The following is a 19,868-nucleotide window of genomic DNA, read 5'->3' as shown; positions in this document are numbered from 1 at the left end:
GATTGGCTGCCGCACCCGCTCTGTCGCACATAGGGAACCCTTACCGGGACACCCCGGTCCCGCCCGCGAACCGAAGATCGCTGCTGCTCAACGATTCCCGTAAGACCCGCCCGGTGAGATGCCCGATGAAGGAGTGTCAACTGGGACACTCGCGCGGTGAGTGGACTGCTGATCGGCTACGCCCGGGTCTCCACCGACGAACAAGACCTCACCGCGCAACGCGACGCCCTCGCCGCGCTCGGCGTCGCGCCCGACCGGATCTACGTCGACCACGGGCTGACCGGAATCAACCGGACCCGGCCCGGGCTGCGCGAAGCGATGGCCGCGTGCCGCGACGGCGACGTCCTGGTCGTGACCAAGCTCGACCGGCTCGCCCGATCGCTGCCCGACGCCCGCGACATCGTCGCCGAGCTCACCGCCCGCGAGGTCAAGCTCAGCCTCGGCGGATCGATGCACGACCCCACCGACCCCGTCGGAAGACTGCTGTTCAACGTCCTGGCCATGGTCGCCGAATTCGAGTCAGACCTGATCAAGATGAGAACCCGGGAGGGCATGAAGGTCGCCCGCGACAAGGGCCGGCTACGCGGAAAGAAGCCCAAGCTGTCCCCACGCCAGGAAGCGCACCTCGTCGAGCTGCACCACGCCGGCGCGCACACCAGCGCCGAGCTCGCGGAGCTGTTCACCGTCGCCCGCTCCACCGTCTACCGGGCGATCGAGCGCGCACGCACAGCCGCACCGTCCGAGTCCTGACGTCCTACTTTGCACTTCGGGCCAGCTTCGGGAGTACCGGGCCATCTGGTGCTGGACCGGGAACGCGAGGTCCACGTGCTGCGAGTCGTGTGGCTGGAGCTGCCGGACTGAGCTCCCGGACATGACGGGGCGTGAGGAACATCTGCGCGAGAAGTGGCGGTAAGGCCCTCGTGTCGGCCTGCTGAGGCAGGTTGGTGAGCATGTCGCGGTGATCGAGTCGGGGGTGGCGGGCTACGGCCGGTTCGGGTCGTCGTTGTCGCGGTGGAGCTGGAGCGGTTGTTCCATCTCGATGATCAGGACCGGGAGCTGATCGCGGCGCGGCGGCGGGACTACAACCGGCTGGGGTTCGCCTGCAGGTGATGACGGTCCGCTACCTGGGCATGTTCCTGCCCGACCCGCTGCAGGTGCCGACGAGCTGATGGCCGTTGCCCTGGCCGTCGTGCTCGCGGTGGATGCGGTGGTCGCGGTCGAGGAACGGGATGATCTCCAGGAACGCAGCCGCCGCGCTCGCCGAGCGCGCGGCGCCGAGGAGCCGGCCGTTGACGTCGATGTCGGTGACCGGCAGCCACGGACGCAGCAGGGTGGTCCACTCGCGGGTGACGCCGTGGGCGAGCATCTGGTCGATGCCGCGCGTCACGGTGAACACGCCCTCCCGTCCGCCGTGGCCGTCGCGGCCTCACCCGTCGGGTCGGAGGCCGAGCGATCGACGAGGTCCTCGCCGCCCACCGGGTCGCTCCTCCACGAGACGCACGTCCATCCCGTGGCGAAGTCGCCGCGCATCTCGACCAGCCCGGTGTTGCCCAGCCGGTGGGTGCGCACGAACGCCGCGTCGAGGTTGTCCGCCCGGGCCCCCGTCCACGCGCGGATCGACGCGCCGTGACTGAACACGACTGCGGTGGCGGCACCCGACCGGAGGACCGCCGCTACGGACGCGTCGAACCGGCCGAGGAACGCCGCCCCGTCAGGGCCGCCCGGCATGGACACCGACGTGTCGCCCCCGGCCCAGCAGGCCAGGACATCCTGATAGATGCCGACGGCGTCGGCGTCAGACCGGTCCTCGAGGCCGCCGGCCTCGACCTCGTGGATCCCGTCCAGCTCGACCGGTCGGAGGCGTCGGGCGGCGGCCAGCGGCGCGGCGGTGAGGTGCGTGCGGACCATCAGCGACACGAAGATCGCGTCGATCTCGCGTCTCCCGAGGACGTCGGGAACCGCAGCCGCCTGGCGTTCGCCCAGCGGCGTGAGCCCGGGCCCGGGGATGCGCGTGCCGAGCTCCCCGAGGACATTGGCGGGGGTCTGGCCGTGCCGGACGAGCAGCAGCTGCACCCGCCGCAACCTACCGCCCGTCCGCCGCCGGGTGGGCCGACGACCGTGCGCGGGCGCCGACGCCCACCGGCAGGTCGAGGAACTCCTGCGTCTGGCGCGCGGTGACGTCCGCGGGGTCGGCCCCGCGGCCCCGCATCCTGGCCCAGGCCACGGTCCACGACGCGGCGTCCCGTAGGTCGAGCCGGTGCTCCCAGCCGAGGAGCGCCGCCGCCCTGCTCCCGTCCAGCCGGACGGCCAGTTGTTCGGGGAAGTCGGTCGGCACCGGTGCGTCGCCGACGGTCGCGTCCGGTCCCCAGGCGCGGGCCAGCTCCGCCACGAGGTCCGCGGTGAGTTCTCCGGCCGTCGGCGGGGCGAAGTTCAACGCCAGCCCGCTGACGACCCGCCGGTCCAGCAGCCCGGCGGCGAGCTGCGACAGGCCGGACACCACGTCGAGGACGTGCTGGAAGGGACGCCTGGCCGCGGGGTCGCGCACGGCGAACGGCCGGCCCGAGCCGAACGCGCGGAGGGCGTTCGGCGTCAGACGGTCCGCTTCGTCGCCTCCTCCGATGACGTTGCCGAGCCGGACCGACGCGATCGCCGCACCGGGGGGCATCAGGGCGTCGAACTCGCCGAACAGCAGCTCGGCGATCGACTTCGAGGCGGGGTACGGCCCGGTGCCGCCGATCGGGGACAGCTCGGTGAGCGGCGGGGAGTCGACGCCCGTCGGGGCGTAGCACTTGTCCGAGGTCACGTGGACCAGCGCGGGCACGCTGCCGGACCGGACCGCCTCGAGCACGGACAGCGAGCCGTTGATGTTCACGTCGAATGTCCGGTGGGGCTCGACGAACCCGGTCCGCAGGATCGGCTGCGCGGCGAGGTGCACCAGGAGGTCGGGCCGGTGCACCCGGACCGTCTCGAGGAGCGTGCGGAGGTTGCGGACGTCCCCGCGCACGTCGACGACGGCCCGGCGCTCCAGCCACCCCGCCCGGGCGCTGCTCACGGCGTCGTCGGACAGCGAGTAGCCGACGACCCGCGTCCCCGCCGCCGCGAGCAGCACGGACAGCCACGACCCGATGAAGCCGCTGTGCCCGGTGATCAGGACCGTGCGCCCGCTCAGGGTGGTCAGAGAGGTCGACACGTGCACGACGGTGCGGTCACCACCCCCGCGACCCGTCCGGGGACCTGGTCACCCGGTCGTCGAGCCGCCCCGGGCGCAGCAGCCAGGTCGCGACGCCGGCGACCCAGCCGCCGATCCAGGCCAGCTCGCCCATGACGCCCAGCCGGTCACCCGCCGCCATCCGGCGGGCGCGTCGCCCCAGGGCGTGCGCCAGTTTCCGGAGCATGTACCAGTCGCCACCCGCGAGGTGCTTGCCGTAGTACCCGCCCTGTCCGCGACCGTAGGCGTAACGGACCGCCACGTAGTTCGCCGCCGTCCTCCACGCCTGGTGGTGGACCACGGCCCCCGGTTCGAAGACGATCGTGTACCCCGCCAGCAGCAGCCGGTAGCCGTAGTCGTTGTCTTCCGAGGACGGGAAGCGGGTTCCCGGCCCAATCCGCGTGTCGAACGGTCCGACGGCCGCGTAGGTGGCCGCGTGGAGCGCGAAGTTGAACGTGGCCAGCGGGTCGGTGGTGATGCGTCCCGCGAACGTCACTGGTTCGTCCGCCAGGTGCAGCGAAGGGGCGAACGCGCCCTCCTCGTGCTGCTCGCCCGCCAGCACGCGGCCGGTGACGACCGCCGTCGGCCCCGCGGCGAGGAGCGCCCGCACGATGTCCTCGAGCCAGGTGCGGGTGACGACGCAGTCGTCGTCGATGACGACGATGAGGGGGTGACGGGCCGCGCGGAACGCGATGTTGCGACTGCGGCTGATGCCGGTGGTCGCCGACCTGATGTAGCGGAAGGTCATGGCGGCGGGGGGCATCAGGGCGGCCACCGTCTCGTTGACGTTGTCGCTCTGGTCGACGACGACCATCTCGTCCGGCAGCGCGGACCCCTTCAGGACGGATTGGATGGCGGCGAGCAGGAGCGTCGGGCGGTTCCGGGAGCTGATCAGCAGGCTCACCGGCTGTCCGTCGATCATCGTCGTTCCTACGCGGCCGCGGCGAGGATCAACGGCAGCAGCCGTTCCGTCACCGACCGCGGGTCCGCCTCGGTCTGCAGGCCGTGGTTCAGCAGCATCGCCGCCCGAGCCGCGACGAGCAGGTCCATCTGCCGGCGGTCGCGCACCGGCCACTCCCGGACGGTGCGGTAGCCGGCCTCGTACGCCCTGACCAGTGCGCCGTGGTCCGCCCGCTCCCGCCCGTAGAACAGGGTCACGGCGACGTCGAGCACCGGAGGTCCGACCATCACGTCCTCGAAGTCGAGGAGGCGGAGCTCGCCGGGGCCGGTCGTCAGGACGTTCCACATCTCGATGTTGCCGTGCAGGAACATCCGGTCCGCCGCCCGCGCGAGCCGCGCGAGCTCGCGGTCCGCCTCGCGCACGACGTCGTGCACCGTCGCCGCGTCCCGCCGCGACACGACCTCTAGGTATCGGTCGTCGCCGATGACGAGGGAGGTCCCCCCGTAGTACATGGTCCGGTCCCAGACCAGCGGCCTCAGCCCCGACGGAGGGGTCCACGTCGACGAGAACCGGTGGAGCCGGGCGCTCATGCGGCCGAGCGCGTGGTAGTTGACCTCGGTGAGGTCAGCGGCTAGCGGCCTGCCCTCGGCCCACCGGAACAGGGCGCACTCCACGGGCCGCCCGTCCGGGCCGGTGACCATGCGGAGCGTGCGGTCGAACTCCTCGGCGAAAGGCTCGACGACGGCGAGGTCCGTCCCCCGGCGCACCGCGTCCAGCCACGCGAACTCGGTCCGGCCGTCGACACCCGGTGCGGTGCGCAGGCGCAGCGCCAGCGGCGGACCCGTGGTGGAGACGAGCCGCGCCGTCACGTTCGAGTGCTTCACGAGTTCGGCGACGACATAGTCGTGCAGGGCGAACACCTCGCACGCCGCCTCGACCGTCGCCGCCACCCGAATGGCGTCGTTCTCGCCGATCTCCGTGATGCCGATGCGTTGGGGCGGCACGTAGATCGCGTCGGTGGACAAGTGCGCCCTTCCCCATACGTCTCGTCGTCCGTCGGCGGGCTCGGTATCGGTGGTGTCTTCACAAGCGACCGCATGTCGGGCGTCACGCACTTCCTCGGCATCGTACCCGCCAATCCCCGGGGTCGAGCCCGACGTTTCGGTATCGTGCGGACGGTGACTCGGGAGACCCGGGGCCGGACGGCGGGGGACGGGTCGAACGATGATGAGCTTCGCCGGGCGTTACCTCGACACCTGGCGACGGGTGGCCGCGACCGTCGACCTTGAGGCCGTCGACCGGGCCGTCGGCCTGCTCGACGAGGCGCGGGGCCGCGACGCGACCGTCTGGACGGTGGGCAACGGCGGTGGCAGTGCCCTGGCGTCGCACCTGGCCATCGGGCTGACCCTGAACACCCGACGCTCCGGCGGGCGCCCGTTCCGCGCCTCCAACCTTGGTGCCGACGCCGCGGCGCTGAGCGCGGCGACCAACGACTTCGGTGCCGACTACGCGCTCCAGGCCGTCTTCGAGTGCAACGCCCGGCCGGGCGACGTCCTGTGCGCCTTCTCGGTCTCGGGTGAGAGTGCCGGTGTCAACAACACGATCACCGCGGCCGCGCGCCATCACGTCCTGGTGATCGCCCTCGTCGGCACCCCCGAGAGCACGACGGCCCGGCTAGCCGACTGCCCAATCCTGCTCGGATCCGCTGAACCGGGCATCGCCGAGGATGTGGCGTCGGCTGTCATGCACGCCATGTACTGCACCTTCATGTACGAGACCCGGGAGCGGCTGCTCACCGGGTTCCCCGGGTGACCCGCGGGACGGGCGTTCTAGTCGTCACGGGGGGGAGCCGTGGCATCGGGGCGCACGTGGCCGCGCAGGCCGCGGCGGCGGGCTGGGCCGTCGTCCTCAGCTACGTCGAGGCGGAGCACCGGGCGGACGCGGTCGTGTCGGCGATTCGGCGCGACGGCGGCGCGGCCTGGGCAGTCCGCGCCGACATCGCCGACGAGGGTGACGTTCTGGCCCTCTTCCGGGCGGCCGGGCGGGTCGGCACCGTCCGGGGCGTGGTCGCCAACGCCGGCGTGGTGGCGCCCCCTCTCCGGCTGAGGGACGTCACGGCCGAGCGCGTGCGGCGGGTGCTCGACGTGAACGTCCTCGGCACGATCTTGTGCTGTCGCGAGGCCGTCAGGATCATGTCGACGGCGGACGGTCACGGGGGCGGCGCCCTCGTGCTGGTGTCGTCGGCGGCGAGCCGGATCGGCGCGGCCGGCGAGTACGTCGACTATGCGGCCAGCAAGGGCGCCGTCGACGCCCTGGGGATCGGCCTGGCGCGGGAGGTCGCTGCCGAGGGCATCCGGGTCAACGTCGTGCGCCCCGGGACCACCCGGACCGAGATCCACGCACGCAACGGCCAACCGACCCGCGTCCGCGAGCGGGAATCCGGGATCCCGATCGGCCGAGCGGCCGAACCGGCGGAGGTGGCCGCCGCCGTGGTATGGCTGCTCAGCGACGCCGCGTCCTACTGCGTGGGCTCGATACTCGACGTGTCCGGCGGCCGCTGAGCCGACGGGCGGACGGGGTCGTCGCCCCGGGGCAGGAGCATGGCCTTGATAACGCTGCCGTCCGCCTGGAGACCGAAGCCCGTCGCCCATTGCTCGAGCGGTCCCTCCCACCCGACGATGCGCTCGACGGTCGCGCCGTCGCCGTCCCCGAGCAGGCGCAGGACGCGCTCCCAGACCGGCCAGGTGTGCGAGAAGCTGCCCCGCAGCGTCAGTTGCTTGGCCACGATCGGGTCGAGGGAGTGCCCGTACGGTTCGCGGCCCCACCCGACCTTGGTCACCTGGGCGTTCGGCCGGGCCAGCGCGAGGGCCGTATGGAGCGCCGCGCTGGCCCCCGCGGCGTCGATGACCTTGTCGGCTCCGTCGCGGCCGCGGTCGGCGAGCCACGCGTGGGCGTCGTCGATCGAGGTCACGATCTCGATCGGACCGAGGGCGCCGACGGTCGGGGCCCGGGACGCGTCGTCCGGGCGCCCGACCACCAGCACCGGGCCCGCGCCCGACCGGGTGGCGAGCCAGGCGCTCAGCACCCCGATCGTTCCCGCGCCGACCACCACGACGGCATCGCCGGGCCGGATCCGGGTCTGCACGCACGTCGCCTGGTAGGCCACGCAGAGGGGCTCGACCAGTGCGCCCTGCCGGAAGGAGACCGCGTCGGGCAGCCGGTGCAGGCACCGCTCCGGGACTGCGACGCGCTCGGCCATCCCCCCGTCGGCCCGGGCTCCGAACCCGCGTCGGTGCGGGTCGAGGTTGTACGTGCCGGTCCGGTACCACTCGTTCCTGGTGTCGATCCCGGCCGCCGTCTCCGAGACCACCCGGTCCCCGACGGCGAACAGCGTCACCTCGTCGCCGACCTCGGTGACGATGCCGGAGAACTCGTGACCGAGCGTCACGGGGTAGGTCATGTCCCACGAGACGTTGCCGTGCTGGATGTGGATCTCGCTGCCGCAGATGCCGACGGCCTCCACGCGGACCAGCGCCTGGTCGGGGCTGCACCGCGGGTCCGCTACGTCCCGCAGCTCCACTCGGCCGGCCCCGGGCGCCGTCGCGACCACGGCCTTCACCGGGACGCTCCGCTCATCTGTCCTACGAGCTCCTCCGCCACCGCCACGATCGTGGCCGTGCAGCGGGCGAGGTCGTCGTCGGTGTGCTCGGTCGAGACGTACCAGAGGCCGCGGGCCGGGACGAGGACGCCCCTGGCCAGCATGCGCGCGGCGAACACGCCGTAGTCCTCGGGGACCGACCGGAGCCGGTCCTCGTGGGTGCGTACGGGGCCCGGCGACGAGAAGCCGAACCCCGCGCCGACCGTGTGGTTGAACCGGACCGGCAGGCCGTGCTCCGTGCGGGCCCGCTCGAACGCCCCGGCGACGGCCCGCATCGAGGCGTCGAGCCGAGGGTAGACGGCCGAACGGTGCTCCCGGAGGTGGCGCACCGTGGCGAGGCCGGCGGCGGCGGCGAGCGGATTGCCGTTGAAGTTGCCCATGTGGTTGACCACCCCGCTCGCGACGACCGACAGAACGTCGCGGGAGCCGCACACCGCACTGAGGGGGAAGCCGGACCCAATCGACTTCCCCAGGACAGTGAGGTCGGGGGTTACCCCGAGGAGCTCCTGGGCCCCGCCGAGCGCGACGCGGAAACCCGTGATCACCTCGTCGAAGATCAGCAGGATGCCGGCCTCGCGGGTGATCCGGCGGACTTCCTCGAGGTACCCCGGCTCCGGCGCGAAGCACCCGCCGTTGACGTTGATCGGCTCCATGACCACGGCGGCGACGTCATCGGCGAGCGCCGCCGTGAGCGACCCGACGTCGTTCCAGTCGCATGTCGTGGTGTAGAGAGCGGCCATCGGGTCCTGCCCGCCCGTCCCGGCCCCGTCACCGGGCACGCCGGGGATCGACACGTGGACCGAGTCGAGCCAGCCGTGGTAGTGGCCGCGGAACTTCACGATGCGGGTGCGCCCCGTCGCCGCCCGGGCGACCCTCACCGCCGCCTGGACCGCCTCCGTGCCGGTGTTGCTGAAGATGACCAGCTCGGCCGAGGGGACGACCTCGCAGATCAGCTCGGCGAGCGGGGCCTCGTGGCCGTTCCCGGCGCCGAACCCGATCCCGGAGTCGAGCTGGCGGCGGACCGCCTCCAGGACGACGGCCGGCGATTGCCCGAGCAGCATCGGGCCGAACGACAGGGCGAAGTCGAGGTACTCGTTGCCGTCGATGTCCCAGACGCGGCTGCCGCGGCCGTGGCTCGCGCACAGCGGCACCGGGGCCTGCGTGGCCTTCATCGCCGACGACACCCCCCGGGCCAGGGTCCGGCGCGCCCGGTCGTGGTATGCCTGCGACTTGTCGTAACGGCCCATGTGGCTTACTCCTCATCACTGCGGCGGGACCGCGGGCCCGTCCGGTCACCATGCGGCGAGGTGGTCGTCGATGAACAGCTCGAGGTGGCCGTCGAGCGGCACCCTCGTGCGGACGGGTCTGCCCAGGTCCTCGATCAGGATCAGCTCGATCTCGCCGTCCGAGCGCTTTTTGTCCTTGGTCATGCCCTGGAACACGGCCCGCCCGTTCACCTGCGCGAGCTCGCTCCCGTCGACAAGGCGGCGCACGACGCGCTCCACCCGCGTCCTCGTGGCGGGGTCCAGGGTGCCGTGCTGTGCCGCGTAGTCGTTCGCCAGCAGGATCCCGTAGGCGACGGCGATGCCGTGCGGGATGCGGCCCCCCGAGGCGAACTCCAGCCCGTGCCCGAAGGTGTGGCCAAAGTTGAGGTTCCTGCGGACGCCGGTGTCGAACTCGTCGAGCTCCACGAAGTCGCGCTTGACCGCCATCGCGTGCATGGCCAGCGCGCTCATCTCGCGAGTGCTTAGGCGGTCCCACCCGCCCGCGAGGGCAAGGTCCCAGTCGTCGAACAACTGGCCACCGCCCACGACGGCGTAGTGGAGCATCTCGCCGACGCCGGAGCGGACCTCCGACGGCGCCAGCGTCGTGAGGAAGTGGTCGTCGACGATGACCCCGGCAGGCGGGAAGAACGTCCCGAGCTGGTTCTTATAGCCGCCGTGGTTGATCGACGACTTGCTGCCGATGCAGCTGTCGCCCTGGGCCAGGAGCGTGGTCGGCACGAACACCCAGGGGACGCCGCGGTGCAGCACCGACGCCGCAAACGCCGCGGCGTCCTGTACGGTCCCCCCGCCGACGACGTAAAGCGTCCCGCCGCGGTGGAAGCCGGAGTCGAGCAGCCAGGACAGGATCCCCGTGACGCCGTCGAGCGACTTCAGCTCCTCGTCGGCGGTGACGGCGAGGGTCTGTCGGTCGGGTGCGAGGGTCTCCAGGACCGGGTGGAGCTGGCGGACCCGCTCGTCGACGACGAAGCGGTCGGACGGGAGCGGGTGAGCGGGCAGGGCCCGGGTGACCGGCATCCGGCGCACGGGGTACTCCCCGCGGTGCGACTGGACGGTGAGCGACCGGATTTCCTCCTGCACGCGGGTCCCCCTCCGGGTCGGTCGTGCCGTCAGTGAAGGAACGAGAGCAGGACCTCGCCACCCGAGGGTAGGTCCCTTACGGCCCCGGTGTAGTCGTGCGCGTCCTGCCGGTACCGGTGCCGGGCGTCACCGTCCCTCAGCAGGGCGGAGGCGACCGCGTGAAACCGGTCGGCGTCGAGCACGTCGGTCTGGTTGACCACGTCCTTGTACGGGTTGCGGTCGAGCAGCGGTGCCAGGAACCGGCGGAGGCCGAGCGGCCAGAGGTCGAACGGGTACAGCGGCAGGTGTCTCGCGGCCCAGTCCAGCAGCAGTGGGTCGGGACCGAGCCGCGCGCGGGCCCGTTCCCCGGACGCCCCGTCGCACCCCAGCACCAGGGCGGGCACGCCGTTCGCGACGGCCTGCGCGACCGTCGTCGCGGAGATGTTCAGCGACACGAGCAGGTCGACCCCGGGCACGAGCTCCGCGAACTCGTGCGGCGGCATCGGCGGAAGCCGGTGGTAGTTGTCCCCCAGCAGACCCGACGCCTCGAACCGGGTGGGTCCGACGTGCACCAGGTGCACGTCGGCGCCAAGCATCCGGGTGTAGAGGCAGATCAGCTCCCGTCCCGCAAGCGAGACCCCGCGCCGGACGGGGTCGGTCGCGAGATAGCCCGGCTCCTGCCACGTGGCCGTGCAGACGAGCACTACCTTGTCGCCGCGCGTCAGGCCCAGGCGTTGCCGGGTAGCGTCGCGCAGGTGCGCGGCGGGGGACAGCGGCGGGGGCAGCGCGCCGTACACACCGGGCGCCGCGACCGGCGCGGAGAGCGGTGACGGGACGAGGAGGTGGCGCAGGTCGTCGATCAGGGGCGACATCACGTCCGTGCGCCGCCCGTAGACGTCCATCTCCCGGCCCGTGACCCTGCTGTTCCACGAGTCCAGCGCGATCACCGGCACGCCGTAGGAGAGCAGGTCCGCGGGATCCACGCCCAGCCGTTCCAGGGATCGCGTGGCGACGGCGAAGTCGACCAGGACGACGGACTGCGCGCGGTGCCGGGCGATGTGGGCGGACAGCCGGGTCGACAGCCGGGGACCGGGCCCGTCGCCGACGAACTCGCAATCCCAGGGGCCGCCTGCGAGGACGGGCGCCATGCTGACGTGGGCGACGAAGCGCACCGCCTCACCCAGGCGGACGAGGTCGCGGGCCAGCTCGACCCCGAGGATGGTCTCGCCCCAGCCGGACCGCCCGAGGGCCAGGAACAGGTGCACGCGGGTCAGAGGTCCAACACCAGGTTCCGGACCTGCGCCGGCCGGAAGAGGAACACCAGCTCCACCATCAGGTTCGGCTTAACGTTCTCCCCGGACAACAGGCCACCGATCTGATCGCTCGTCGAGACGACCCGGCCGGTGGCGTACCGGCCACCGCTACCACGGTCGCCGTGCGGCGGCGACGTCGCGGAGCCGCGCTTCGCCGTTGACTTGGTGGGCTTCTCCCAACCGCGCGACTTCGGCACGACGGTGACGATACGGCTACTCGCCGACATTCCGGGGCCGAATAACGGCACGGTCACCGAGAACGGCTGATCACCACCAACAGCCCGCTGTCGTACCCGCCTTCGACGACGAAGACGTGTGGCTTACCGCCACTTTCCGCGGCGATGTTCCTCAAGCCCCATGACGAGGGGGGTGCTTCCGCCGGAAGCACCCCCCTCGTTCGTTCGACGTCCGCTACTCGACGTTCGCGGCCGCCGCGGCGGCCGCCCTGGCGGCGTCGCGTTCGCGCCGCCAGGCCAGGTCCGCGGCCGCGGCGGCGCGGTAGCCGGGTTCCCAGTGCCGGGGTGCGGTGATCTCGTTCTTCTCCCCGACGCGCGGGTCGCTGGGGTCCGGGCGCTGGCCCGGGGTGTGGCGGTAGGGCTGCCCGGGCTCGCCGAAGGCGGGCGGGCGGTCGCGCTGCCACTGATCGCGGTCCTGGTCCCGGTCCCGGGCGTGGACGTAGTGCTCGCCGGGGCGACACCACATCTCGGGGATCGCGGCCCTGATGTTGGCCAGCGCGTCGCGGCGCCACCGGGTGTGCCACTCCCCCGCGGCGCTGTTCAGGGCGTCCGGGGCGTGTGCGGCCGCCCAGCTTCGGCGCAGCCAGACCAGCTCGATGACCGCCGGGCGGTGCAGCGCCCAGCAGTCGGGCAGCTGCTCGCGAGTGATCTCGTAGAACGGGCCGAGCACCTCGGCGACCCACTCGGCCAGGGCCTCCCACTCCTTCGCCGCGGCCTCGGGCGATAGGCCCGGCCAGTCCAGAGAGGGGGGCACGACCTCGGCCGGGTCGGCGCCGGTCAGGCCGTCGACGCGGGCGGCGAGGTCGGCCAGCTCCTCGTCGAGCTCCGTCACCCGGGGCAGGACCTGGGAGAGCAAGGTGGCGTTCTCGGCGAGCAGGCCGCCGAGTCGGGCGATGTCCTTATGGTGCTCAGCGCGAGCCGACTGCAGCTCCGCGGCCAGGTCGGAGAGCATCTGGCCCCGCCGCGGGCTCGACGGCCCACCCCCGCCCGCCGGCGGCGGGGCGGCGGTGTCCTCGGGCGTTGTGCTCATCCGGCCTGCTTACGCGTCGTGGGGAGCTGCACGACCTGCCCGACCCGCGGATCCGGGGCGCTGCCCTTCCCTGGGGCGAGGGCGGCCTGCTCGCGGGCCACCCGGACGTAGCCGGGTTCGTAGGACACCACGGCGGGGCGACGGCCGAGACCGAGGACATAGGCGTGCCAGCGGGGCATGGAGGAGATCGTGTGCCCGGCCATGACCGGCTCCAGCGTCGGGGTCCGCGAGGTGGAGTGCGAGGCCCGGCCGTCGGCGTTCTCGGACTCGCCGCGGGTGGTCCGCTGCACCCACCGCTCGCCCGCGAGGTAGGACAGGGCCCGCAGGTCGTCCTGCTTGGTCACCCCCGGAAGCACGATCTTGGTGGGCAGGTTCTCCCAGATCACCTCCGCGCGGTCACGCCCCCAGGTGGTCGAGAACTGCGCGAGGGACTGCACGACGGCGCCGACGGTGATTCCCCACCCGCGGGAGTCCGCGGCCCACCGGTCCAGCGGGACGGGGGTGGTGTTGGCGACCTCGTCGAGCACGAAGTTCAGCGTGGGCGAGAGCCTGCCGCCGGGCAGGTGCGCGGCGATGCGCTGCGCCTCGTCGAACACGTACTCGGTCAACGCGGTGAGCAGCGGCGCGAGGCGCTTGTCGCCGGCGCCGCCGACCAGATAGAGCGTGCCGCGCCAGCGCAGGAACGACTCCACGTTGAACGCACCGCCGGGTCCCGGCCGGCAGGCCTCGGCGACGGTCGGGGAGTCCATGAACCCGACGCACGAGGTGACGGTGGCGAAGTAGCCGGTGCGGGTGTTCGTCGACGCCCGCAGATGCGTGAGCAGCGTGGGCAGCCAGCCGTGCGGGACGGCGTGGCCGGCCCGTTCCAGGATCGCGACCGGTTCCTGGTCGTCGGGGTTGTTGGCCCACTGCATGACCTGTTCCATGTCCAGCCGCCCGAGCGCGGCCGCGAGGAGGTAGCAGCGCAGGATCTCCTGCGCCTTGCCCGCCCAGAAGTCGGCGCGGTCGACGCCCGACGCGCCGCCGCTGCCGCGGACCAGCGCCCATGCCCGCCGATCGGCCACACCCTGATCCGCGCACCCCGAGATCGGGTCCCATCGAAAGTCCGACCCGATCGTGCCCAGCAGCGACGGGTTGAACACCGCGGTCGGCCCGACCCGTTCGCGGAGCTCCCGGGTCAGCATCACCAGCTCCGGCTTGGTCGACGGGATGACGGCCGCGCCCGGCGAGTCGAGAATGACGTTGACCAGGAACTGGGTCTTACCCGAGCCCTGCGGACCGACCACGCCGAACCCGCGCGCCCACGGCGAGTACACCGGCCGCTTCGCCGGGCGCCACTCCCGCGGGGACCACGACCGCGGCCGCCACTCCCGCCGCACACGCAGCGGGCCGGATTCCAGCACCCCGACGCGCCATCCGAAGTCGGTCACCGGACCCTTCGCGCTGCCCGCGCCGGGCGGGGCGACGGCCCGCACCCCCTCATCGCCCGCGCTGCGGGCCAGGTCGTGACGGTCGAGCCACCCGTCGGGCCCGCCCAGCTCACGCCGGAACTCCCGGGTCGGGTGGAAGTACCACCAGCGGTGCACCAGCGCGCCGCCGACGAGCAGCAGGGCCAGGGTGTAACCCATCTGCGCGGCCGCGCCGAACGGCACCAGGTCGGCCAGCACCGGGACGAAGTCCAGCGCAGCGCCGGCGCCGGCGAGTAGCACCCCGGCCGCGATCAGTGTGCGGTGCGTCGCCCGCACCTCCGAGTTGGTCCTGCGTACAGCCATCACCGTCTCCCCCCGACCCTGCCCGGGTGTCGATCACCGTAGAACCGCGCACCCTGCGCGCGCGGGGCTTTCGCGAAACCCGGCCGTCGTCCCTGCTGCGTCGCTGCTCATCCGGTGCCCCGGTCCCGATCAACCGGCCGCGCGGCGATCCGGTCCTCGGCCTGACGCAACAACCGCCGCCCGGTCCGGGGCGAGCAACCCACCAGCTCCGCGGCGGACGCCCCGGTCAGCTCCTCCCCCGCCCGTAGCCGGGCCTCCAGGCGTGTGACCCGTGCATCGGTCCCGCCCTCTCTGGGCGCGCGGGGTGCTTCCGGCGGAAGCACCCGCGGGCCGACTACGGACAGCGGCGGGTGAACCCCCGGGCCGGTCAGGGCCGGGGCCTGCACCTGACCGGCCCGGGACGTGTCGCTCCCAGCGGAGACCGCGGCGCGCTCGACGCGCGGGCCGTGAACCTGGGGCTGCTGGGCCGGCGGCGGTTCGACCGCGGTCCGCTCGACGGTCGCCCTTGCCCCGACCATCGGGTCGGCTGCCAGGGCAGTTCCGGCCGCGACCGGAGGCGCGTCCTCGAGGACCAGGGCCACCAAGTGGGACAGGACCATCGCCAGCAGGACCGGGCCGACACCGACGACCACTGCCCACAACGTCGGTAGTGACCCCTGCTCGATGGCGTGCCAGGTGTTCAGGCCCGCAGCCGTGCCGCCGGCCAGCACGAGCACCGCCCACGCCCACCGCCGGACCTCGCGCCGCGAGGTACTGATCACCTCGTTGAGCGCGAGGAGCGCGGCGACGTCGTTGGTCAGCGCGAGCACGATGCTCATCCCGCCCAGCAGTGGCTCCACCGCCTCGACCTGGCCGCGCACGCTGACCGACAACGCCCCGACCATCACCAGCGCCAACCCGGCCCGGCGGATCCGGCCACCCGCGGCCGATCCGGTGCCGGCAGCCGGCAGGCTCACTCGCGCGCCCCGCTGATCGGCGGTACGCCCGGTCATCGAGTCGTCCTCGGACCGATCCCGTGCCAGCCGGCGAGTCGGGCGGCGGCGGAGGCGTGGAAATGCAGCGCGGACGGCCACTTTGCCCCAGGCAGGCCAGTCCCACCCGTGGTGCAGCCGCGGCAGCGGCCGTGTTCGTCAGCAACGTGCCGGGCGAGCAGGCGCTGCGTGATCTCAGGTTGCCACGCCAGCTCACGCGCGAGTTCGTTCACGCGGACTCCCGCAGCTCTGCCAGCGTCGGAGCGACCGGCTCCGGAGCAACCGCCTGCTCCGCGGAGACCGGGCCCAAGGCACGCAGCTCACGCCGCCACGCCAGCTCGCCCCGTATCCACCGTCCGGCCAGGGCGACCGGTACCACGCTCATCACAAGCAGCACCGTGACGAACAGTCCCGACACCACGGCCGCGACGTTCGGCCAGATCGCGGAGGCGAGTGCTACTGCCCCCATCGCGCCCAGACCGGAAAGCACCGTCCAACGGGTCGACTCCATGGCTGACTCCCCCAGCTCTTGAGATTCGCTCCCAGCTACTATCTATAGTTACTGTAGATAGTGCAAGATGGTGCTGCTAGTTCGCACGACGGCCAACTTCCCCGGGCCGAATCGTCATCCGCCCTGTCCGCAGCTAGCGTGCAGGGCGGATGACGCGCGACACTGCGGAGGCCACTGACCAGCTATCGGGAGGGGAAGCCCGAAGATGGACGTCCAGCCAACACATGACCCGGAGGTGACCGTGCTCGTCATCGACTCGGACTGTCCGGACAACAACACGTGCCGAGCAGTTCTGGATGCCGGGGATCCGGAGTTCCTGCACATGGTCGTCACCGACGAGACCGACCCGGCAACGCTCGCTCGTCTCGCCTCTCGCGTCGGGCCCGGCGAGCGCCTCGTGCGCTGGCCACGTCGCCTCGGACTTCCAGAGGTGCGACCCGCATGAACCCTGCCGAGCTGAACGCCTGGATGAACGAGCACTTCACCCGCTCCGCGTTCCGGTTAGAGACGTTGCAGACTTACGAGGTCGCCTCCGACGGTTCCGACTATCGCCGGTACCTGGACGGCAAGCGGAGCTGGACTCCTGAGCGCAAACAACCTTGGCTCGACCATCTCGCGAGCGAACGGGCGCACGGCCTACATCGGCACCGCGTACGAATCGTCACCCGACCCGTCACCCCCTACACCCGCTACGCGTGCGAGTGGGGTTACGCGCCGAACGTCGACGCGGGCGAGGACGTTCGCATCCTCGATCTCGGCGAACATGGCGTGCCCACCGCTCTGTCGAGTTCCGACTGGTGGCGGTTCGACTGGTGGCTCGTCGAAGAGTCGGGTGGAGACCGCCGAGTGCTCGGTATGGCGTACGAGCCGGACGGACAGTTCCGCGAGGCCTGGTTCGTCGACGAGGAGCCCAGCAACGCCTCACGACCTGTCGATGAGTTCGTCGCGATCCGCGATCAGCTCTGGACGGCCGCTGAGCCGTTTACGAATTGGTGGAGCCGGCACGGCGAGCTGCACCGAGACGGTGCCCGAGCCGCATGAGCAGTGCCCGCGACGCAGACGCCCGGCCGACCCGTAGCGGGTTGTCCGGGCGTCTACGCGCGCTCCGGGAAGCTACGGTCCCGCGGGTCTCCCAAACCGCCGCCGCCAAGGCCATCGGAGCGAGCCAGAACAAGATCAGTCGGGCCGAGACCGGGCACTGGGTCCTCACCGCCGAGGAGGTGCGCACCCTTGCCCGGCTGTACGGCGCTGGCCGCGACGAGCAACGCACGTTGGCGGGTTGGGCCGATGCCCTCGCGCCCGGGGAGGTCGACGCCAGGGTCATCTTGCGCCGCGGCGGCGGTACGGCCGCGTTCCAGGCACGCGTGCGGCAGCTGGAGGAGGGTGCAGAGCTGATCCGGGCCTTTCAGCCCGGGATGGTGCTCGGGCAGCTTCAAACCGAGAGTTACGCCCGGGCCGTGTTCGGTGGTGATGAGGCGGCCGTTGCTGAGCGTTTGCGGCGCAGTCAACTGTTGCTCAGTGACAGCTCGCGGCGTTGGGTGCTCATCCAGCCGTTGGGTGCACTGCTGTGGAACCTCGGCGGCGCCGCGGTGATGGCGGAACAGATCGAGGCTCTGGTCACCGCGAGCCGTCTACCGCACGTTGACCTGCGCATCATCGGCCCCGAGCAGCCGATGACGTTCGCCGTCACCCACGGATTTCACCTCTACGACCACAGGGCCGTCGTTGTCGGGATTCTTACCGGAACCACGATCGACGACGACCAGCGCGCGGTCGCCCAGTACGGCGACGTCTTCGCGGACCTGCACGCCGCCGGCGTCGGAGGCGACCAAGCCCGCAGCGTCCTGGCGCGTCTGGCTGCCGACTATCGGCGCGGTTGACGGCGTACCCGTCAAGCAGGGCACCTGCAGTAGCCCACCCGTACTCGACGTGCCCGGGCCTGCCCTACCGAAATTCTGAATCTTGGTCGGCGCGCCTCCGTTACCGAGGTGATCCGCACCGGTACAAACCGCATTCATGGAGACACGTCCGGCGCGCGGGAAGCCCGGCCCCAAGGGCAAGGGCGAGAGAACGGCTACGCCCGTCTACCTGCCCAACGATCTACGGGCCGAGGCACAGAAGATCGCACAGCGAGACGGACTTCCGTTGACGTCCGTCATCACGCGCATGGTTGCCGAGTCGCTTGGCCGAACAGCGCCGGCGTACTGCTACCCCGTGCCCAGTGATCAGCAGGAGCTGCCTCTGACGCAAGCCTCCTAACGACAGCGAGGCGGTCCCCGTAGGGACCGCCTCGTCGAGTCGCGTCGAGCGGGTCGCCACAACCCGCGTCGTCGCTAGTGCTCCGGCTATCCGCCGGAGCGAGTCCCACTCCCGGCAGGAAGGGGGCGCGCTTTCGCGTGCCTAGGGTAACCCCCGCGCGCTCTGACGCGCACGCACCACACCGAGTTTCTGCAAATGCAGGTTCGCCCCATCCGGCTGCCTGCGGTGCTTCCCCCGGAAGCACGCCGCCGTCCTGCAGGGATACCTGCCCTGCACCCGCGACGGACTGCGTGTGCCAGCGCCCCGTTCAGGACGCCCCCAGCTCGCCCAGAACGGCCGTCGGCGCAGGCCCCGGCCGGAGCCCCGCGCAAGCCGCCGCGAGCCGGTCACGGCCGCCACGGGGCCGCGCGGCGCGGAAGGTCGAGAACCGCCCACGCGAGCGCACCATCCGGCGAGACGTCGCCCGACGGCTCGCCCGCGCTCTGGCCTCCGGCCGCCGCCGCGCCGCGGAGCGGGTCGCTGGCAACGGCTACGCGCCGCACCCCGGGTGGCGGAACTTCATCGACGCCGGATGGCGGGTCGTCCTCGACCAGCTCGAGGCCCTGCGCCGCGTCGACGCCCTGGTCGCCGAGCAGGGCTGGCGTAGCGACAAGCGCGCCGCCTGGTCGGCGATTCTGCACCAGCTGGTGCGCGGCATGGACTGGCAGACCGGTCTGGTCGCCGCGCTCACTGCGCAACGCCTCGGCGCCGCCGGCGACCGCGCCACCCGCACCGTCTCCCGGGTCATCGCCTGGGCCCGCGACGTCGGACTCCTGGTCGTCATCGAGCACGGCGCCAGCGCGGCCTTCCTCGGGACCGAGCACGGTCGCACCCCCACCTACGCCCTGGTCACCAACGCCCCCCTCCCCCACGTCCTGAACCTCGACGAGTCCACTGACGCCGAGTCGGATACCTCCTCTGACCTGCTCGAACCTGAGAATGGCGACCCCTCCCTAGGTACTTTCCCTTTCAAGCCCTTGACAGAAAAGCGGCTCGAACGCCGGCCACCGGCTCCGCCGTCCTGGCCCGTTCACGGGGTCCCCAAGTCCGCTCCGGACCGCAGTTCCGCCAACCGGCTCGTCTTCCAGCGTCTTGGCCTAGACGGCGGTGGGGTATCCGGGGTGCCGCTGTGGCGCACCCGGGCTCTGCTGCGCAGGTGGTGGGATGCCGGGGTCTGCCCGAAGGGGCTGCTCTGGGCGATCGAGCACCACCCCGACCGGCCTGACCACCACCGCGGCGACGCGTTCCGCGGAGCCCGCGACCCGCTGCGTGTCCTCGCCGCTCGCCTGCGACCCTGGGACGGTCGGCTCCACGAGCTCCCCGCCGACGTGGCCGGGTTCCCCGCCGACTACCGCGAACAACACGCCCGCCAACTCGCCGACCGGATCGCGGCCGCGGCCGCACGACCGGCACCGGCACCGATCCCCACCCGCACCCCGGCACAGGTGGCGGCGAGGGCCGCGTTCGCCGCGGACCAGGCCGCGAAGAAGGCCCGTCGTCGAGCAGCAGGTGCTTCCGGCGGAAGCACCCCGAACGGAGAGTCTCGACCGAGCGCCGGATGAGCAGGTGGCGCCCGAGGGGCGCCACCCCAACCACCAAGAAACGCCTGGTAGCCGACCCGCCGGACA

The 19,868-nt window shown here is 72.1% G+C and carries 23 protein-coding genes; 8 read left to right on the top strand and 15 right to left on the bottom strand.

Annotated elements, in window-relative coordinates; translation table 11 throughout:
* The first annotated feature begins 156 nt into the window (after positions 1-156).
* Positions 157-750, top strand: coding sequence for a recombinase family protein (locus I4I82_RS33485; protein WP_218590531.1), 594 nt, complete (start codon positions 157-159; stop codon positions 748-750).
* A 261-nt stretch (positions 751-1,011) separates the two neighbouring features.
* The gene (locus tag I4I82_RS35170; RefSeq protein WP_218590532.1) at positions 1,012-1,110 is read left to right on the top strand and encodes a DUF4158 domain-containing protein; all 99 of its coding nucleotides are present in this window, start codon (positions 1,012-1,014) and stop codon (positions 1,108-1,110) included.
* Positions 1,111-1,120: 10 nt separating this feature from the next.
* Here the strand turns inward: I4I82_RS35170 and I4I82_RS33475 are convergent, their stop codons facing one another.
* Genes I4I82_RS33475 through I4I82_RS33455 form a run of 5 tightly spaced genes read right to left on the bottom strand, consistent with a single transcriptional unit; the run spans position 1,121 to position 5,134 of the window.
* A complete protein-coding gene (locus I4I82_RS33475; protein WP_218590533.1) occupies positions 1,121-1,396 on the bottom strand; it encodes a hypothetical protein in 276 nt (91 codons plus the stop codon).
* Complete coding sequence (locus tag I4I82_RS33470) at positions 1,384-2,073, bottom strand: histidine phosphatase family protein (RefSeq protein WP_218590534.1); 690 nt, start codon at positions 2,071-2,073, stop codon at positions 1,384-1,386. The genes I4I82_RS33475 and I4I82_RS33470 overlap by 13 nt, the downstream gene beginning before the upstream one ends.
* 10 nt (positions 2,074-2,083) lie before the next feature.
* Positions 2,084-3,190: an NAD-dependent epimerase/dehydratase family protein gene (locus tag I4I82_RS33465; protein ID WP_218590535.1), complete on the bottom strand. Its 1,107-nt coding sequence runs from the start codon at positions 3,188-3,190 to the stop codon at positions 2,084-2,086.
* Between the two features lie 16 nt (positions 3,191-3,206).
* A complete protein-coding gene (locus tag I4I82_RS33460; protein ID WP_218590536.1) occupies positions 3,207-4,130 on the bottom strand; it encodes a glycosyltransferase family 2 protein in 924 nt (307 codons plus the stop codon).
* 8 nt (positions 4,131-4,138) lie between these two features.
* Positions 4,139-5,134, bottom strand: a complete 996-nt coding sequence (locus tag I4I82_RS33455) for a phosphotransferase enzyme family protein (protein WP_218590537.1) — start codon at positions 5,132-5,134, stop codon at positions 4,139-4,141.
* 199 nt (positions 5,135-5,333) lie between these two features.
* On the opposite strand from I4I82_RS33455, the gene I4I82_RS33450 reads away from it, so the two are divergent.
* A complete protein-coding gene (locus tag I4I82_RS33450; RefSeq protein WP_218590538.1) occupies positions 5,334-5,921 on the top strand; it encodes an SIS domain-containing protein in 588 nt (195 codons plus the stop codon).
* Positions 5,918-6,670 carry an SDR family oxidoreductase gene (locus tag I4I82_RS33445; protein ID WP_218590539.1) on the top strand — a complete coding sequence of 251 codons (753 nt, stop codon included), beginning with the start codon at positions 5,918-5,920 and terminating at the stop codon, positions 6,668-6,670. Before I4I82_RS33450 ends, I4I82_RS33445 begins: the two co-directional genes overlap by 4 nt.
* Here I4I82_RS33445 and I4I82_RS33440 read toward each other — a convergent pair.
* From I4I82_RS33440 to I4I82_RS33400, 9 genes are all read right to left on the bottom strand, one after another.
* The gene (locus tag I4I82_RS33440) at positions 6,628-7,728 is read right to left on the bottom strand and encodes an alcohol dehydrogenase catalytic domain-containing protein (RefSeq protein ID WP_218590540.1); all 1,101 of its coding nucleotides are present in this window, start codon (positions 7,726-7,728) and stop codon (positions 6,628-6,630) included. The two genes, I4I82_RS33445 and I4I82_RS33440, sit on opposite strands and share 43 nt — an antisense overlap.
* On the bottom strand, positions 7,725-9,014 hold the full coding sequence (locus tag I4I82_RS33435) for an aspartate aminotransferase family protein (RefSeq protein WP_218590541.1): 1,290 nt from the start codon (positions 9,012-9,014) through the stop codon (positions 7,725-7,727). The genes I4I82_RS33440 and I4I82_RS33435 overlap by 4 nt, the downstream gene beginning before the upstream one ends.
* A gap of 45 nt (positions 9,015-9,059) precedes the next feature.
* On the bottom strand, positions 9,060-10,130 hold the full coding sequence (locus I4I82_RS33430; RefSeq protein WP_218590542.1) for a 3-dehydroquinate synthase: 1,071 nt from the start codon (positions 10,128-10,130) through the stop codon (positions 9,060-9,062).
* A gap of 29 nt (positions 10,131-10,159) precedes the next feature.
* Positions 10,160-11,374: a DUF6365 family protein gene (locus tag I4I82_RS33425; RefSeq protein ID WP_218590543.1), complete on the bottom strand. Its 1,215-nt coding sequence runs from the start codon at positions 11,372-11,374 to the stop codon at positions 10,160-10,162.
* A 5-nt stretch (positions 11,375-11,379) separates the two neighbouring features.
* The gene (locus tag I4I82_RS33420) at positions 11,380-11,619 is read right to left on the bottom strand and encodes a hypothetical protein (RefSeq protein WP_218590544.1); all 240 of its coding nucleotides are present in this window, start codon (positions 11,617-11,619) and stop codon (positions 11,380-11,382) included.
* Positions 11,620-11,833: 214 nt separating this feature from the next.
* Complete coding sequence (locus tag I4I82_RS33415) at positions 11,834-12,688, bottom strand: hypothetical protein (RefSeq protein ID WP_218590545.1); 855 nt, start codon at positions 12,686-12,688, stop codon at positions 11,834-11,836.
* Positions 12,685-14,460, bottom strand: a complete 1,776-nt coding sequence (locus I4I82_RS33410; RefSeq protein WP_218590546.1) for a type IV secretory system conjugative DNA transfer family protein — start codon at positions 14,458-14,460, stop codon at positions 12,685-12,687. The genes I4I82_RS33415 and I4I82_RS33410 overlap by 4 nt, the downstream gene beginning before the upstream one ends.
* Before the next feature lie 107 nt (positions 14,461-14,567).
* On the bottom strand, positions 14,568-15,452 hold the full coding sequence (locus tag I4I82_RS33405) for a hypothetical protein (RefSeq protein WP_218590547.1): 885 nt from the start codon (positions 15,450-15,452) through the stop codon (positions 14,568-14,570).
* A 208-nt stretch (positions 15,453-15,660) separates the two neighbouring features.
* Positions 15,661-15,942, bottom strand: a complete 282-nt coding sequence (locus tag I4I82_RS33400; protein WP_218596587.1) for a hypothetical protein — start codon at positions 15,940-15,942, stop codon at positions 15,661-15,663.
* Between the two features lie 235 nt (positions 15,943-16,177).
* On the opposite strand from I4I82_RS33400, the gene I4I82_RS33395 reads away from it, so the two are divergent.
* The 3 genes from I4I82_RS33395 to I4I82_RS33385 are packed head-to-tail and all read left to right on the top strand — an operon-like array spanning position 16,178 to position 17,822.
* Positions 16,178-16,387, top strand: a complete 210-nt coding sequence (locus I4I82_RS33395; RefSeq protein ID WP_218596586.1) for a hypothetical protein — start codon at positions 16,178-16,180, stop codon at positions 16,385-16,387.
* Positions 16,384-16,983 carry a DUF6879 family protein gene (locus I4I82_RS33390; protein ID WP_218596585.1) on the top strand — a complete coding sequence of 200 codons (600 nt, stop codon included), beginning with the start codon at positions 16,384-16,386 and terminating at the stop codon, positions 16,981-16,983. Before I4I82_RS33395 ends, I4I82_RS33390 begins: the two co-directional genes overlap by 4 nt.
* Entirely contained in the window at positions 16,980-17,822 is an 843-nt protein-coding gene (locus I4I82_RS33385) for a helix-turn-helix domain-containing protein (RefSeq protein ID WP_218596584.1), read from the top strand. The genes I4I82_RS33390 and I4I82_RS33385 overlap by 4 nt, the downstream gene beginning before the upstream one ends.
* 765 nt (positions 17,823-18,587) lie before the next feature.
* Here I4I82_RS33385 and I4I82_RS33380 read toward each other — a convergent pair.
* A complete protein-coding gene (locus I4I82_RS33380; RefSeq protein ID WP_218596983.1) occupies positions 18,588-19,064 on the bottom strand; it encodes a hypothetical protein in 477 nt (158 codons plus the stop codon).
* A 297-nt stretch (positions 19,065-19,361) separates the two neighbouring features.
* Here I4I82_RS33380 and I4I82_RS33375 point away from each other — a divergent pair, with 297 nt between their 5' ends.
* Positions 19,362-19,802 carry a hypothetical protein gene (locus tag I4I82_RS33375; protein ID WP_226370461.1) on the top strand — a complete coding sequence of 147 codons (441 nt, stop codon included), beginning with the start codon at positions 19,362-19,364 and terminating at the stop codon, positions 19,800-19,802.
* Positions 19,803-19,868 lie beyond the last annotated feature (66 nt).

It is taken from the genome of Pseudonocardia oceani, from assembly GCF_019263585.2.
Taxonomy (GTDB): Bacteria; Actinomycetota; Actinomycetes; order Mycobacteriales; family Pseudonocardiaceae; genus Pseudonocardia; species Pseudonocardia oceani.
This window is presented reverse-complemented; position numbering and strand designations above follow the sequence as displayed.